The organism is Yoonia sp. 208BN28-4 (genome assembly GCF_037543925.1).
Taxonomy (GTDB): Bacteria; Pseudomonadota; Alphaproteobacteria; order Rhodobacterales; family Rhodobacteraceae; genus Yoonia.
The window spans coordinates 358,136-372,002 of sequence record NZ_JBBIFY010000002.1; the positions used below are offsets into that span (position 1 = coordinate 358,136).

A 13,867-nucleotide genomic window follows, 5' to 3' on the forward strand; every position below is an offset into this window, starting at 1 on the left:
CGCGGCAGACCGGATAACAACGCATAAATGCGAAATGCAGCAGGACCCTTTGTATGACAGAGAAAACGATCAATCCCGTGCTGAAACAGGTGCTGGAACTTGGCCCGACACTGGTCTTTTTCCTGATCTATTTGAGGATCAAGGATGACACCTATCTGATTGGCGGAACAGAATATTCCGGCTTTATCGTGGCCACTTTGATCTTTGTGCCGATCCTTTTAGTGGCGATGGGAATACTGTGGGCGCTGACCCGTCAGTTAAGCCGGATGCAGATGTTCACGGCCTTTATGGTGATCTTTTTCGGCGGACTGACCGCGTGGTTCAATGACGAGCGTTTCTTCAAGATGAAGACGACGATTGTCTATGGCACATTTGTTGTGATCCTTGGGATCGGGTTGTTGCGCGGGCAAAGCTATCTTGAGTGGGTGATGGGTGAGTTCTTGCCGATGAAAAGCAAGGGCTGGATGATCCTGACCCAACGCATCACAGCGTTCTTTCTGTTCATGGCTGTATTGAACGAAATTGTCTGGCGGACAATGTCGACCGATGCGTGGGTGAAGATTGAGACATTTGCCTTTCCCATCATGCTTTTCGCATTTCTATGGGGGCAGATCGTGGCGCTACGCCGCTACCTGATCTCTCCGCTTTAGCGCAGTTCCATCAGGTGTGATGAATCGAACCGTCTGCCTGTGGTGCGCGTGCCAAAACAATGGCTGATCCGATCCACCATGGCCTGCGGGATCATGGGTTGAAAAGCGATGCCAGCGCGCCCGTCATGGGTCCAGCGGATTTTTGCGGTCAGCGTATCGCCCAGAATGGCCAGCCGGACCGTGCTACCCGCTTGTAGGGGCGTATCCAGCCGGATTTGCGCACCTTTGGCGTTCACATCCAGAATGCGGGCCGGGCTGACACCGTCGGGTGTCATGACGCGTGCATCGAATTCGGCGGGATAGCGGCGATCACGAAATTGCATTGCAGTGCTCCTGTAGCTGGTATGCCCAACACCTAGCTGCGATGACCTAATACATTGTGAATGGCTGGCAGAAATCTTGTGATCGCCGCCCGCTTGACCCCGCCACACGCAACGCATAGCAAGACGCCGTGGCGATTTGTTACCGGATTGTGGGCCACGTTAAACATGCCGCTAAAAGGGTAAGGGTGCGTGAGCCCCGATACCTGTTCCCGGTGTCGGGGTTTTTTATTGCCCCCATTGGATATGGAAAGAACGCGATGACTGCGAACAAATGGCACAAGCGCACGCAAGCCGTGCATTCCGGCATCCGCCGCAGCCAATATGGTGAGGTGTCCGAGGCGATCTATCTGACGCAAGGCTTTGTCTATGACACGGCCGAGGCGGCAGAAGAGCGCTTTATCAAGATCGAGGGCGACGAGTTTATCTACGCCCGCTACGGCAATCCGACCGTTGCGATGTTCGAGGACCGGATTGCCCAGCTTGAAGGCGCAGAGGCTGGTTTTGCCACCGCATCGGGCATGGCGGCGGTGAACGGTGCGCTGATGTCGATGCTGAAGGCAGGCGATCATGTGGTGTCGAGCCGCGCGCTGTTTGGGTCGTGCCTGTATCTGTTGGAAGATGTGCTGCGCCGATTTGGTGTTGAGGTGACGCTGGTCGATGGCCGTGATCTGGCCGAGTGGGAAGCGGCGATCCGCCCTGACACGATACTGGTGTTTCTGGAAAGCATCTCGAACCCGACGCTGGAGGTGATTGACCTCAAGGCCGTAGCCGATCTGGCCCATTCGCATGATGCGCTGGTGGTGGTTGATAACGTCTTTGCGACGCCAATTTATACCTACGCGATCGAGAGCGGTGCCGATCTGGTGATCTACTCCACAACCAAGCACATTGACGGGCAGGGGCGCTGTCTGGGGGGCGTGGTGCTAGGCAAGCGCGATGTGATCCGTGGACCGGTTGAGGCCTATCTCAAACACTCCGGCGGGGCGATGTCGCCGTTTAACGCGTGGGTGATGCTCAAGTCGCTGGACACGATGCAACTGCGGATCGATGCGCAGTGCGACACGGCGGATAAGTTGGCAGAGGCATTGCACGGCCACGAAAAGCTTGAAAACGTCATTTTCCCCGGTCATCCGTCGCACCCGCAATACGATCTGGCACAGCGCCAGTCAGAGCGTGGCGGCACAGTTCTGGCGATTGATGTGAAGGGCGGGAAAGAGGCAACGTTCCGGTTCCTGAACGCGTTGGAGATTTTCACTATTTCCAACAACTTTGCCGACAGCAAATCCATCGTGACCCATCCGGCGACCACAACCCACCAGCGCCTGACGCCAGAACATCGGGCGACCTTAGGGATTACTGACGGGTTGGTGCGCGTGTCCTGCGGATTGGAACATGCTGAGGATCTGCTTGCTGATCTGATGCAGGCGCTTGCGCAGGTCTGAGATCGGTGGTCACCATTCGGCCTTTCGCCGCAGCGGATAGTCCAGCGCTGGCACCCATTTTTTACGATGCAGTGCAGATCGGGGCCGCGGCGGACTATAGCAAGGCGGAGCGCGATGCATGGTGCGCTGCTCTTCCGCCCAGCGACTGGGCGGTCTCGCGATTTGCGGGCCTCGTGACATATGTTGCGGTCACGGACAGGCTGGTGGGGTTCATGAACATGGACCGGCACGGCTATGTTGATATGGCGTTTGTCGCGCCGCACATGCACCGGTCTGGCGTCGCATCGGCCTTGCTTGCCCGCTTGGAAATTCACGCCAGATCAACCGCAATCCAGCAGCTTTCCACCTATGCCAGCAAAACCGCACGGCCCTTTTTCGCGCACCATGGCTGGGACGTGATCCGCGCCAATACTGTCGAAAAAGGTGCAATCACCTTGCAAAACTGGTTTATGATGAAGGCGTTATCCTAACCAAGGGTTCATGGCGTGACAGATCCAAACAACCATCAGGCGCGTATTATCGATGCAGCCGTTAGAAAACTGTCGCAAGCGCCCCATATAGATGGGGACGACGGGCCGATGGGGGACCAGACCATGAATATTCATTCCCGCGACATTGATCGTGAACCAAGCCGGGCAGAGGCCGAGGCCGCACTTGCGCTTTTGCGGCGCTGGGCCGGTGATGTGACGCCCGAGGAAGTGGCCACCCTAGACCCGCTGGTCAGCCGCCTGATCCCCGGACAGGAGGTCACGAATTACCCCGCCTTGGCCCGCGCGTACCCCGAGGATTTTGCAGTTGATGATGTTTATAAAGCATCAATGCCGGATTTGCAGAACGGCCCGTCATCGCTGATCCGTGGTGCGCGGCAGAATATCCAGCACGTTGGTATCTCGAACTTCCGCCTGCCGATCCGCTTCAAGATGCGCGACAACGGCGATCTGACGCTGGAAACCTCTGTCACCGGCACCGTATCGCTTGAGGCGGAAAAGAAGGGCATTAACATGTCGCGCATCATGCGCACCTTCTACAAGCACGCCGAAGAGACGTTCAGCTTTGAAGTGATCGAACGGGCGCTGGACGCCTATAAAACCGACCTTGAGAGCTTTGACGCGCGTATCCAGATGCGCTTTTCCTTTCCGATGAAGGTGCAGTCGCTGCGGTCGGGCTTGGAAGGTTACCAGTATTACGACATCGCGCTTGAGCTGGTGGAACGGGCAGGGGTGCGCCAGAAGATCGTGCATCTTGATTACGTCTATTCATCCACATGCCCGTGTTCGCTGGAATTGTCCGAACACGCCCGCCAATTCCGTGGGCAGCTGGCCACTCCGCATTCGCAACGCTCTGTCGCGCGCATGTCGCTGGTCGTGGATGACGACAAAAACATCCTGTGGTTCGAAGACCTGATCGATATGGCCCGCGCCGCCGTTCCGACCGAAACGCAAGTGATGGTCAAGCGTGAGGACGAACAAGCCTTTGCCGAGCTAAACGCCGCCAACCCGATCTTTGTCGAGGACGCGGCCCGGTTGTTCTGCGAACAACTGCTGGCCGACAGCCGCATCGGTGATTTCCGCGTTGTCGCCAGCCATCAGGAAAGCCTGCACAGCCACGACGCAGTGTCAGTCCTGACTGAAGGTGAGACCTTCGCAGGTGCCAGCATTGATCCTCGTATGTTCGCAACGCTGTTCCACGTGGGGTAGTGAGCACGCGCTGATCTGAAATACGCACGTCGCTTGTGCGTCGACGGTTTCTTTTTGCGCTTTCTTGCGTCAGGCACCATTGTCGCGTGACTTAAGAAAGCGGGAATGATGAACGATAAGCTGGTCTTACACGAAAGAGAGTTTCACGGAGCCAACAGCATCAAGGCGGTTGCCGTCGTCAATGACCTATTTAACTTAGGCGTTGACGCCCATCTGGACGGACTTAGCAAGAATGTTCAGGACGTTTTAGAAACCCTGCGCGCTCCTTACATCGGTGATGCCGACGCATTACTTCATGTTGCGACAATGAGGGAGGCAGCGAAATCATCACAAGAGCATTCCGATTATTTCCCCAACGCGGCTGTGTGGCGTGAAATCGGCTACCCCGACATCGCGGCGGTTTTCGACGATTGGCACGCGCTGGCAGATGATGTGAAGATCAAATTGAGATATCAGGGGACTGTGGACGAGCATCCGATCGTCCTGAACGCAGATGAGATCAATGCAAATTGCAAAAAGCTGCGCCGCCGTCTTGATTCTCTTGTCGACGACCTCCCCTTCACCGCGAATGAAATCGAACAAACTGTCTGCGATATGTTCGCAATTGATCTGCGTCCCGAACACCTTTTCAGGAAATACTGGATTGATCGCATTGTGAACTCATCTGGTTTTGCACAATACGCACCGCCACTGAACAAGGATGGTTTGCCACATGACGAGCCTTTCGGATGGCTGACAAAGCGCCATGTCAAAGCGCTTAAAGCGCATGGCTACGCTTATAGATTTGCATTTTGGCAAGAAGCTGTGGGCGATACCCGCGGCCACCTTTGGATTCAGACAGATCAAGGCCCACTTGTATTGAGCGACCAGACGGATTCAGTCTCGTTGAAAACCAATTTTCCCGTTCAGGTTTCAAGTCTCGCAAGACGCAAGAAATTCAAGCTCAGGGAGCGGGATCTTGAGGGCAAACCACGCGGCGGAAATATTCTACTGCGCATGTTCGGTCGGAAATAGGAGATTTAACAAGATCCGAGATACGTGTGTGCCTTGCCATGCATCAAGCCAAGCTCAGGCCTGTCGCGTAGTTTGCACACAGTCCCACGCACACGCGCCCGCTACCGCTTGACTATCCCGCCCCCTCGCGCCAACCCTGCCATATGGTTGATTTACGCCCTGCGGGATATGTTATCGGACTGCTGATTGCGTCGCTGGGTGTCACCATGCTGGTGCCGCTGGGGTTCGACCTGTGGGCGGGCAACGGGCATTGGCCGGTTTTCTTTGAATCCTCGGTGCTGACGGTGCTCTGCGGCGGGCTTGTTGCGATCGCCTGCGCGAATGGCGTGACAGCAGGGCTGAACCTGCGGCAGACGTTTCTTTTGACCATCTTTGTCTGGTTTTCGTTGCCGATCTTTGGCGCGATCCCCTTTGTGCTGGGCGCGACCAACGCCACATTCACCAACGCATTTTTTGAGGCGATGTCGGGCCTGACCACAACCGGTGCCACCGTGTTCAGCGGGTTAGAGGCGCTGCCGGAGGGGCTCAAGGTTTGGCGGGCAATCCTGCAATGGTTAGGCGGGGTTGGTATCATCGTGGTTGCGATGGTGTTCCTGCCGGAACTGCGGGTCGGTGGTATGCAGATCTTCCGATCGGAAGCCTTTGACACGATGGGAAAAATCCTGCCGCGCGCGGGTCAGATTGCGCGCGATATTTCGGTGATCTATGTCGCGCTGACACTGGCTTGCGCGCTGGCCTACTACAGCACGGGCATGGCGCCGTTTGACGCGTTCTGCCACGCGATGACAACGGTTTCGACAGGCGGCATGGCCAACTCTGACGCGTCGTTTGGCGCCTACAATCCTGCATCGCACTATGTCGCTGTCGTTTTTATGTTCCTCGCCGCGCTGCCGTTTGTGCGCTTTGTGCAGCTTTTGGCAGGCGAGGCGCGACCGCTTTTTCAGGACAGCCAGATCAAGGCGTTTTTCCTGACCTACGCCATCTGCGTATTGCTGGTGGCAAGCTGGCTTTGGGGGCGCGATGGCTTTGTCACCGAACAGGCCTTCCGAGAGTCGCTGTTCAACGTGTTGTCGATCATGTCAGGCACAGGCTATGCCAGCGCCGATTACATGGTCTGGGGCACATTTCCGGTCGTGGTGTTTTTCTTCATTGGTCTGATCGGCGGATGCGCGGGATCAACGTCATGCTCGGTCAAGGTTTTCCGCTATCAGCTTTTGTTCGCATCTATCAAAAGCCAGATCAGACAAATCCATTCGCCGCACGGTATTTTTCCGCCGCGCTATGAAGGGCGTAAGGTCAGCGATGACGTTCTCAATTCGGTGATGGCGTTCTTTGTGGCTTTCCTGATCCTGCTGGGGCTTACAACCGTGTTGCTGGGGATGACGGGTCTCGATTTTATCACGTCCGTATCAGGTGCTGCTGCTGCCATCGGGAACATCGGCCCGGGTCTTGGGCCAGAGATCGGACCGGCTGGAAATTACGCGGGTCTGAACGATCTGGCGAAATGGATACTGGCCGCCGCGATGTTTATCGGCAGACTAGAGATTATGGTGGTGCTGGCCATTCTGGCCCCGAAATTCTGGAAATCATAACGATGGCAAACCGACCTTTAGGCGCACAAATCTCCCACATGCTCAAAGCGCGTGGCGTGAGCACAATCTTCGGTATTCCGGGCGTCCATAATCAGGAAATGTATCGCGGCATCGAAGAGGCGGGGCTGACGCATGTGCTGGCGCGGCACGAACAGGGTGCTGGCTTTATGGCGGACGGATATGCGCGTGCGACAGGCAGGCCGGGTGTGGCCTATGTCATCACCGGACCGGGCCTGTGCAATATCATGACCCCGATGGGGCAGGCCTATTCCGACAGCGTGCCGCTTCTGGTGCTGTCGTCCTGCCTTTTGGACACAGCCGCGACGCGTGGGCAGTTGCATCAGATGCGCGATCAGGAAGGGGCGGCGGCAGCGGTTTGTGACTGGTCCGAGACAGCAGTGACGCCAGATGCTGCCTATCATCTGATCGACCGCGCCTTGGGCGAGATGACCATCGGGCGCAAACGCCCCAAGCATATTCAGGTGCCTATCCCGCTGCTGGAAGGCGCAGCCCCCGAAAGCTGGCCTGCCAAGGCCGCACTTGGCCCACGTCCGATCCAGCCGGAGCCTGACTGGATCACTTATGCCGCAGCCCTGCTGTCTGAGGCGAAGCGTCCGCTGTTTGTCTTTGGTGGCGGCGCTGTTGCGCTTGGCTATCCCGATCTGGGCCAATCACGTCCGGAGTTGCTGGAAAGGGTGCTACGCAAAACGGGGGCGGCTACCTTTACCACCTATGCCGGTCGCGGGATCGTGCCGGATGACAGCCCATTACACTTTGGCGCAACGCTGGCGCGGGTTGGCAGCGCGGATGTCATCGCCAGCGCCGATCTGGTTATTGCGGTTGGCACAACACTGTCAGAGGTTGATCTGTGGCGCGATGATCTGGGCCATAGTGGACGCCTTTTGCGGGTGGATATTGATGACGAGGTGTTGTCGGAAAACATTGCCCGACAGCAGCCTGTGCGCAGCGATGCTGAGGCCTTTTTCGCCGCACTTGACGCGGCCCTTCCTGATCGCGCTGCCACGGGCTGGACTCCACAAGAAGTTGCAGACAAGCGCACGGCATGGCGCACTGAGATCGACATGGAGCGGCCAGGCATTCTGCCGGTGGCCGATGCGCTGCGGGCTGCATTGCCAGACAATACGATCATCTATTCCGACATGACGCAGTTTGCCTATGCCGCCAAAGAGGTCTGGCCCATGGCCCGCCCCAACCTGTGGCATCACCCCTATGGCTTTGGCACGCTGGGCTATGCGCTTCCTGCGGCGATCGGAGGCAAAATCGGCAAACCCGATCAGCCTGTGGTGGCGGTCGCGGGGGACTACGGTTTTCAGTACACGTTGCAGGAACTGATGGTCGCGGTCGAACTTGAATTGTCACTGCCGATCATCGTCTGGGACAACGGCAAATTAGGCGAGATCGAAGACAGCATGGTGCGCGCACAAATAGCGCCAAATGCAGTCATCCAGAAAAATCCCGATTTCGTCAAACTGGCAGAGGCCTACGGTGCGGCCAGCGCGGCCCCGCAGACACTTGCGCAAATGGCCGATGACGTGCGGTCAGCGCTGGCCCGTCAGGGGCCAACGCTGATCTATCTTGATGCGACTGTGCTTACCAGCAGCTAACCAGCACGGTCACATCTGTGGCGCGCAATGTCAGGGTTTCCGGTGGCATGAAGGCGACAGTGTCAGTCGTTTCGATGGAAATACCGGCAGCGCCAAGCGATGTGATAATCTCGGTGGCGTCGACGGCAAAGCTTGTGTCGCGGGGCAGGACCTGACCGTTGTCCACCGTGCGTGGCAATAACATGCCCAAAACAGCGCCGCCATTGTCAAACACAGGGCCACCAGCGTCACCGTCACGCGCGGCCAGTGCAAGGCGCTTGACCTCTTCCTCGCCGTTCAGGCCGCGAATGTCTGCCAGCTTACCGAATGTCAGGGACGGGGCGGCCAGCACGCCGCCGTAAGGGTAACCGGACACAGCCACCTCCGATTGCAAACGCGGGACAGATGTCTGGAAGGCTGCCACACCCAGCGGGGCAAGTGCCGTCTGCGGGCGCAACACGGCCAGACCACGTGCATCGTCCAGATGCACAACATCGGCGTCATGTGTGTCGTCGATGCTGATACGTTCGCAGCCTTGCACTGCCTCGGATGTGGTCAGGACAGACCCGCGCCCATCCACATAGAAACCGGAGCGTGACAGCGAAGGTTTGCGCACCGCAAGACCTGCAACCAGATCAACGGCCTGATCTTCGTCGGGCAGGGCGATGGCGGGGTCAAGCACACCGGGAATGGTGTTGAAGCTGGCCTGCATGTTTTGCAGCACACGGCTGCGGCGTTCTTCGTCACCCTGAGGCCAAATGAGCGAGAAACCCTTGATCTGACCATCGCGCAAGGTGGCGGTGGTGTAGGAGTGGATGCCGTCGCCGATCCCTTCCAGAACAAAGGAATTGCTGTCGCGTGACCGTGGCCCGTCCATCGGCACGATGGCGAGAGTTTGCAGGATTTCATAAAGGCCAAACAGACGATCCTGATCGCCTTCCTGACTGATCAGCAGGACGCGGGCCTGCAGATCGCCCTTGGCATCAAAACGCGCAAAGGGCGGTTCGTATTCGGCAAATTCCACGACGCCTGTGGGGATCACCATCTCGATACCGGTGGCATCGTCACGTACCATTTGCAGGTCCATGCCGCGCAATACGGCGTTATAAGCGTCGATCAGTTCGCTGCGCTGTGCGGTGGTCAGAACGCCTGTGTCTTCGTGGTTGTTGGCGTCCTGCCATGCGCGCATGGAGGCCCGCGTGCCGCGCCCGAAAGCGCCATCGATCGCGGCTTCGTAGAAACCAGCCCACTTCAGGGCGATTTGCAGCAGTTCTTTCTCGGGCCGGCTCAGTGCCGCCTCGGAGGCGCGCGCCTCGGCGACTGTTTCGTCAGGCACGGCGATAACAGGTTCTGGCGCAACAACGGGTTCAACCGGCGCCTCGTCGGTCTCTTGCGTGACCGCCTCGGCAGTTACGTCGGCGCTTGTATCCGCGTCAGGCAGGGGTTGTGCGGTGGTGGCTGCACCTACGCCAATCGGCCAGAACTGCTGGCGGAAGTTGTCGCCCACGGCGATAAACGCATCGCGTGGAATGCGGCCTTCGCTGCGCAAACGGCGGCGCAACGTATCTGCATCGTCGCGGCTGTATGGCCCCAACACGATCCCGTACCAACCGGACCCAAGATAGAAACCGGCCACATCCTCAAGATCGGCAGCATAGGCGCGCACGCGATCTTGTGCTGCGGTCAGTGTCGGTTGCGCCTCGACCTGCACCCAAACCGTGTTCTGGGCGGTGGCGGGAAGAGCGGCAAAAAAAGTGATGAACATGGCGGCGATCAGCCTGAAATACTGCATGGAATATCGTTCGCTTTAATCTGGTGTCTGTGACTTTGGCAAAACCTATCAGAAGTAAAGCCAGACACACCCCGATTCGACATATGGTCGGCAAGAATTAGACAGGCGTGGCCTGATTGACCCGCAGCGTCGATGCGACACCGCAACCTGTGATCCCAGTCTTGCACCCATACCCGCGGCACCCTATTGAACGCGGGATATGACGGAGATGGCCCGATGGCAGATAAACCACGCAGTTTTCAAGAGATCATCCTGAGGCTTCAGGCCTATTGGGCGGCCAAGGGCTGTGCGGTGATGCAACCCTACGACATGGAAGTGGGGGCGGGCACATTTCACCCTGCCACGACGCTGCGGTCGCTGGGATCAACGCCTTGGGCCGCGGCCTATGTGCAGCCGTCACGCCGCCCCACGGACGGGCGCTATGGCGAGAACCCGAACCGGTTGCAGCATTACTATCAGTATCAGGTGTTGATCAAACCATCGCCGCCGGACTTGCAGGACCTGTATCTGGGATCGCTCAAGGCGATTGGCGTTGATGCGGCGATGCATGATATCCGCTTCGTGGAAGACGACTGGGAAAGCCCGACGCTGGGCGCGTGGGGGCTTGGCTGGGAAGTCTGGTGCGATGGCATGGAAGTGTCGCAATTCACCTACTTTCAGCAGGTTGGCGGGCATGACTGCAAACCGGTGTCAGGAGAGCTGACCTACGGGTTGGAGCGTCTGGCGATGTATATTCTTGACGTGGATCACGTCATGGACATGCCTTACAACGATCCTGATGCACCCATCGCGCTGACGTATGGCGACGTCTTCAAGCAGACCGAAGAAGAATACGCACGCTGGAACTTTGACGTGGCCGACACCGATACGCTCTTGCAGCACTTCAAGGATGCAGAGGCCGAGTGCGAGCGTATTCTGGCGCAGGCCCACGACGATCCTAAGACGGGCAAGCGCATCATCATGGCGCATCCGGCTTATGACCAGTGCATCAAGGCCAGCCACCTGTTCAATCTGCTGGACGCGCGCGGTGTGATCTCTGTCACGGAACGTCAGGCCTATATCGGACGTGTGCGTGCGCTGGCCAAAGCCTGTGCGGATGCGTTTGTACAAACCACTGCTGGCGGGGCCGTTCCTGAAAAGGTCGTGGCATGAATGCGGGAAAGGTATTTATCGTGGGACTAGGCACATCAGCTTTAGTCGCCGGCATGGCGATGTATTATTTTCAGGTCTACGGCTTTTATGAAGAGGTGAATGCGGAAGTTGCGGAAGTGCAATTAACGTCACTTGTCACAGGCCAGCCAGAAGAGATTTTGTTCGAAAACTTCAAGGCGATCGACAGTGACAGCAGCCCTGTGCGCTTTCGTGCCTGCTTTAATACCGGCATGTCGCTGGCCACGCTGACCGAGACTTACGAGATTTACGACGCAGCCGAACCCTTGGTTGCCCCGAACTGGTTTGATTGCTTTGACGCGCGCCGGATCGGTGAGGATCTTGAGACCGGCGATGCTGTTGCCTTTCTGGGGCAGGAAAACATCCAATACGGGATCGACCGGATCGTCGCCGTCTATCCTGACGGCAGCGCCTTTGCATGGCACCAGATCAATGCGTGCGGCGAAGTTGTCTTTGACGGAAACCGCCCGCCAGAGGGCTGCCCAACACCACCTGAAAGTCTGAATTGATGGCCGCTAACCGTGATCTTCTGATCGAGCTTTTCTCCGAGGAAATTCCTGCGCGGATGCAGGCCAAGGCCGCTGCCGACCTGCAAAAGCTGGTGACAGACGGGCTGGTCGAGGCGGGTCTGACCTATGCCAGCGCCGCCGCCTTTGCCACGCCGCGCCGTCTTGCGCTGTCGGTCGAAGGTCTGATGGCCGAAAGCAAGCCTGTGCGCGAAGAGCGCAAGGGGCCATCGGCGTCGGCACCTGATAAAGCGATTGAAGGGTTCTTGCGATCGACCGGTTTGACAAAGGACCAGCTGGAGCTGCGCGACGACAAAAAGGGTCAGGTTTACTTTGCCGTGATCGAAAAGCCGGGACGCCTGGCTGCCGATATTATCGCCGAGGTGCTGGAAAAAGCTGTGCGCAATTTCCCGTGGCCCAAAGCGATGCGCTGGGGCACAGGCACGCTGCGTTGGGTGCGTCCTCTGCATACGATCCTGTGTATTCTGAGCGATGAAGCTGGTGCCGAAGTGGTGCCGCTGACCATTGACGGGATCACATCAGGCGACACGACACGCGGTCATCGCTTTATGGGGCCGGATGCCTTTTCTGTCGTGTCCTTCGATGATTACGAGGCAAAGCTGAAGCGCGCCAAGGTCATGCTGCGCGCCGAAGAACGCGCTGAGACGATCTGGCACGACGCGACCAATCAGGCCTTTGCACTGGGTCTTGAGGTTGTTGAAGATCGTGGATTGCTGACCGAAGTTGCGGGGCTTGTTGAATGGCCGGTAACCCTGATGGGCCGCATCGCTGATGATTTCCTGAACCTCCCGCCCGAGGTGCTGCAAACTTCGATGAAAGAGCATCAGAAGTTCTTTTCGGTGCGCAATGCGAAGTCTGGCCGGATTGAGCGGTTTGTGACTGTCGCCAACATCGAAACGCCAGATCAGGGCATGACCATTCTGGCTGGTAACGAAAAGGTCCTTTTCGCGCGGCTGTCGGATGCCAAATTTTTCTGGGAAAACGATCTGCGTGTGGCGAAGGCGGGCATGGATGAGTGGGCCGATGGTCTGAAATCCGTGACGTTCCACAACAAGCTGGGCACACAGTTTGACCGTGTCGACCGGATTGCCACTTTGGCTGCTGAAATCGCGCCGATGGTGGTGGCTGATGCGGAAGAAGCCGCGGCCGCCGCGCGCATTGCAAAGGTCGATCTGCAATCCGAGATGGTCGGGGAATTCCCTGAACTTCAAGGGCTTATGGGGCGCTATTATGCTGACGCGGCTGGCTTGTCGCCCGCTGTCTCGGCCGCCGCGCAAGAGCATTACTCACCGTTGGGCCCATCCGATACCGTGCCGTCCGCGCCTGTTTCTGTCGCCGTTGCCTTGGCCGACAAGCTGGACACATTGACAGGGTTCTGGGGCATTGACGAGAAGCCAACAGGCTCCAAAGACCCGTTTGCCCTGCGCCGCGCCGCGTTGGGTGTCATCCGGTTGATCGTAACGAACGATCTGACGTTGCCGTTGTCGAAGGTGTTTGGCGATGCCAGCTGGTCGGCTGACTTGCTGTCTTTCTTCCATGACCGCTTGAAGGTATTCCTGAAAGATCAAGGTATCCGCCACGATATCATCGACGCCTGCATCGCCATGCCGGGCAACGATGATCTGACGCTGCTGGTCAAGCGCGCGCAGGCGTTGTCCGAGACACTGAAAACTGACGACGGTGAGAACCTGTTGCAGGGCTTCAAGCGCGCCAACAACATTCTGACACAGGCCGAGAGCAAGGATGGCGTAGAATACTCCTATGGGGCCGACGTGAAATTTGCTGAAGAGCCTGCAGAAAAGGCGCTGTTTGCAGCACTGGATGCGGCGGAGGCGAAGATTGCACCCGCGATGGACGCGCAGGACTTTGGCTCTGCAATGGCGGCTATGGCTGATTTGCGCGGCCCGATTGATGCGTTTTTCACCGATGTTCAGGTCAATGCAGAAAGCGAGATCATTCGTCGGAACCGTCTGAACCTGCTGAGCCGTATTCGCACGATTTGCATGTCTGTGGCCGATCTGACGCGCATTGAAGGCTGACAGCGCTGTAACGCTTT

At 57.7% G+C, this 13,867-nt stretch carries 12 protein-coding genes and 1 riboswitch; of the genes, 10 read left to right on the forward strand and 2 right to left on the reverse strand.

What is annotated here, in order from left to right; genetic code table 11:
• The first annotated feature begins 53 nt into the window (after positions 1–53).
• Positions 54–650 (forward strand): inner membrane-spanning protein YciB, encoded by a 597-nt coding sequence (locus V8J84_RS07910; RefSeq protein WP_339929809.1) that lies wholly within the window; start codon positions 54–56, stop codon positions 648–650.
• Here the strand turns inward: V8J84_RS07910 and V8J84_RS07915 are convergent.
• Positions 647–973, reverse strand: a complete 327-nt coding sequence (locus tag V8J84_RS07915; protein ID WP_339929811.1) for a PilZ domain-containing protein — start codon at positions 971–973, stop codon at positions 647–649. The genes V8J84_RS07910 and V8J84_RS07915 overlap by 4 nt on opposite strands.
• Positions 974–1,091: 118 nt before the next feature.
• Positions 1,092–1,169, forward strand: a riboswitch (SAM riboswitch).
• Positions 1,170–1,230: 61 nt separating this feature from the next.
• On the opposite strand from V8J84_RS07915, the gene metZ reads away from it, so the two are divergent.
• The 6 genes from metZ (at position 1,231) to V8J84_RS07945 (ending at position 8,343) form a co-directional block, all read left to right on the forward strand.
• The gene (gene metZ / locus V8J84_RS07920; RefSeq protein WP_339929813.1) at positions 1,231–2,415 is read left to right on the forward strand and encodes an O-succinylhomoserine sulfhydrylase; all 1,185 of its coding nucleotides are present in this window, start codon (positions 1,231–1,233) and stop codon (positions 2,413–2,415) included.
• Positions 2,416–2,486: 71 nt separating this feature from the next.
• Complete coding sequence (locus tag V8J84_RS07925; RefSeq protein WP_339930699.1) at positions 2,487–2,885, forward strand: GNAT family N-acetyltransferase; 399 nt, start codon at positions 2,487–2,489, stop codon at positions 2,883–2,885.
• A 123-nt stretch (positions 2,886–3,008) separates the two neighbouring features.
• Positions 3,009–4,112, forward strand: a complete 1,104-nt coding sequence (folE2, locus tag V8J84_RS07930) for a GTP cyclohydrolase FolE2 (RefSeq protein WP_339929815.1) — start codon at positions 3,009–3,011, stop codon at positions 4,110–4,112.
• A gap of 108 nt (positions 4,113–4,220) precedes the next feature.
• Positions 4,221–5,126, forward strand: coding sequence for a hypothetical protein (locus tag V8J84_RS07935; protein ID WP_339929817.1), 906 nt, complete (start codon positions 4,221–4,223; stop codon positions 5,124–5,126).
• 143 nt (positions 5,127–5,269) lie between these two features.
• Positions 5,270–6,718, forward strand: a complete 1,449-nt coding sequence (locus V8J84_RS07940; RefSeq protein WP_339929819.1) for a TrkH family potassium uptake protein — start codon at positions 5,270–5,272, stop codon at positions 6,716–6,718.
• A gap of 2 nt (positions 6,719–6,720) precedes the next feature.
• Positions 6,721–8,343, forward strand: a complete 1,623-nt coding sequence (locus V8J84_RS07945; protein ID WP_339929821.1) for a thiamine pyrophosphate-binding protein — start codon at positions 6,721–6,723, stop codon at positions 8,341–8,343.
• Here the strand turns inward: V8J84_RS07945 and V8J84_RS07950 are convergent.
• Positions 8,330–10,087: a trypsin-like peptidase domain-containing protein gene (locus tag V8J84_RS07950; RefSeq protein ID WP_339929823.1), complete on the reverse strand. Its 1,758-nt coding sequence runs from the start codon at positions 10,085–10,087 to the stop codon at positions 8,330–8,332. The two genes, V8J84_RS07945 and V8J84_RS07950, sit on opposite strands and share 14 nt — an antisense overlap.
• Before the next feature lie 243 nt (positions 10,088–10,330).
• Between V8J84_RS07950 and V8J84_RS07955 the strand changes: the two genes are divergently transcribed.
• From V8J84_RS07955 to glyS, 3 genes are read left to right on the forward strand one after another with little or no spacing between them, the layout of a single operon-like run.
• Positions 10,331–11,266, forward strand: a complete 936-nt coding sequence (locus V8J84_RS07955; RefSeq protein WP_339929825.1) for a glycine--tRNA ligase subunit alpha — start codon at positions 10,331–10,333, stop codon at positions 11,264–11,266.
• A complete protein-coding gene (locus tag V8J84_RS07960; protein ID WP_339929827.1) occupies positions 11,263–11,793 on the forward strand; it encodes a DUF6446 family protein in 531 nt (176 codons plus the stop codon). Before V8J84_RS07955 ends, V8J84_RS07960 begins: the two co-directional genes overlap by 4 nt.
• Positions 11,793–13,850 carry a glycine--tRNA ligase subunit beta gene (gene glyS, locus V8J84_RS07965; protein ID WP_339929829.1) on the forward strand — a complete coding sequence of 686 codons (2,058 nt, stop codon included), beginning with the start codon at positions 11,793–11,795 and terminating at the stop codon, positions 13,848–13,850. Before V8J84_RS07960 ends, glyS begins: the two co-directional genes overlap by 1 nt.
• Positions 13,851–13,867 lie beyond the last annotated feature (17 nt).

Bases quoted from the DNA above. Each gene is read 5' to 3' on its own strand.
- V8J84_RS07910 (WP_339929809.1), top strand. From the start codon at position 54: ATGACAGAGAAAACGATCAATCCCGTGCTGAAACAGGTGCTGGAACTT.
- V8J84_RS07915 (WP_339929811.1), bottom strand. From the start codon at position 973: ATGCAATTTCGTGATCGCCGCTATCCCGCCGAATTCGATGCACGCGTC.
- metZ (WP_339929813.1), top strand. From the start codon at position 1,231: ATGACTGCGAACAAATGGCACAAGCGCACGCAAGCCGTGCATTCCGGC.
- folE2 (WP_339929815.1), top strand. From the start codon at position 3,009: ATGAATATTCATTCCCGCGACATTGATCGTGAACCAAGCCGGGCAGAG.
- V8J84_RS07935 (WP_339929817.1), top strand. From the start codon at position 4,221: ATGAACGATAAGCTGGTCTTACACGAAAGAGAGTTTCACGGAGCCAAC.
- V8J84_RS07940 (WP_339929819.1), top strand. From the start codon at position 5,270: ATGGTTGATTTACGCCCTGCGGGATATGTTATCGGACTGCTGATTGCG.
- V8J84_RS07945 (WP_339929821.1), top strand. From the start codon at position 6,721: ATGGCAAACCGACCTTTAGGCGCACAAATCTCCCACATGCTCAAAGCG.
- V8J84_RS07950 (WP_339929823.1), bottom strand. From the start codon at position 10,087: ATGTTCATCACTTTTTTTGCCGCTCTTCCCGCCACCGCCCAGAACACG.
- V8J84_RS07955 (WP_339929825.1), top strand. From the start codon at position 10,331: ATGGCAGATAAACCACGCAGTTTTCAAGAGATCATCCTGAGGCTTCAG.
- V8J84_RS07960 (WP_339929827.1), top strand. From the start codon at position 11,263: ATGAATGCGGGAAAGGTATTTATCGTGGGACTAGGCACATCAGCTTTA.
- glyS (WP_339929829.1), top strand. From the start codon at position 11,793: ATGGCCGCTAACCGTGATCTTCTGATCGAGCTTTTCTCCGAGGAAATT.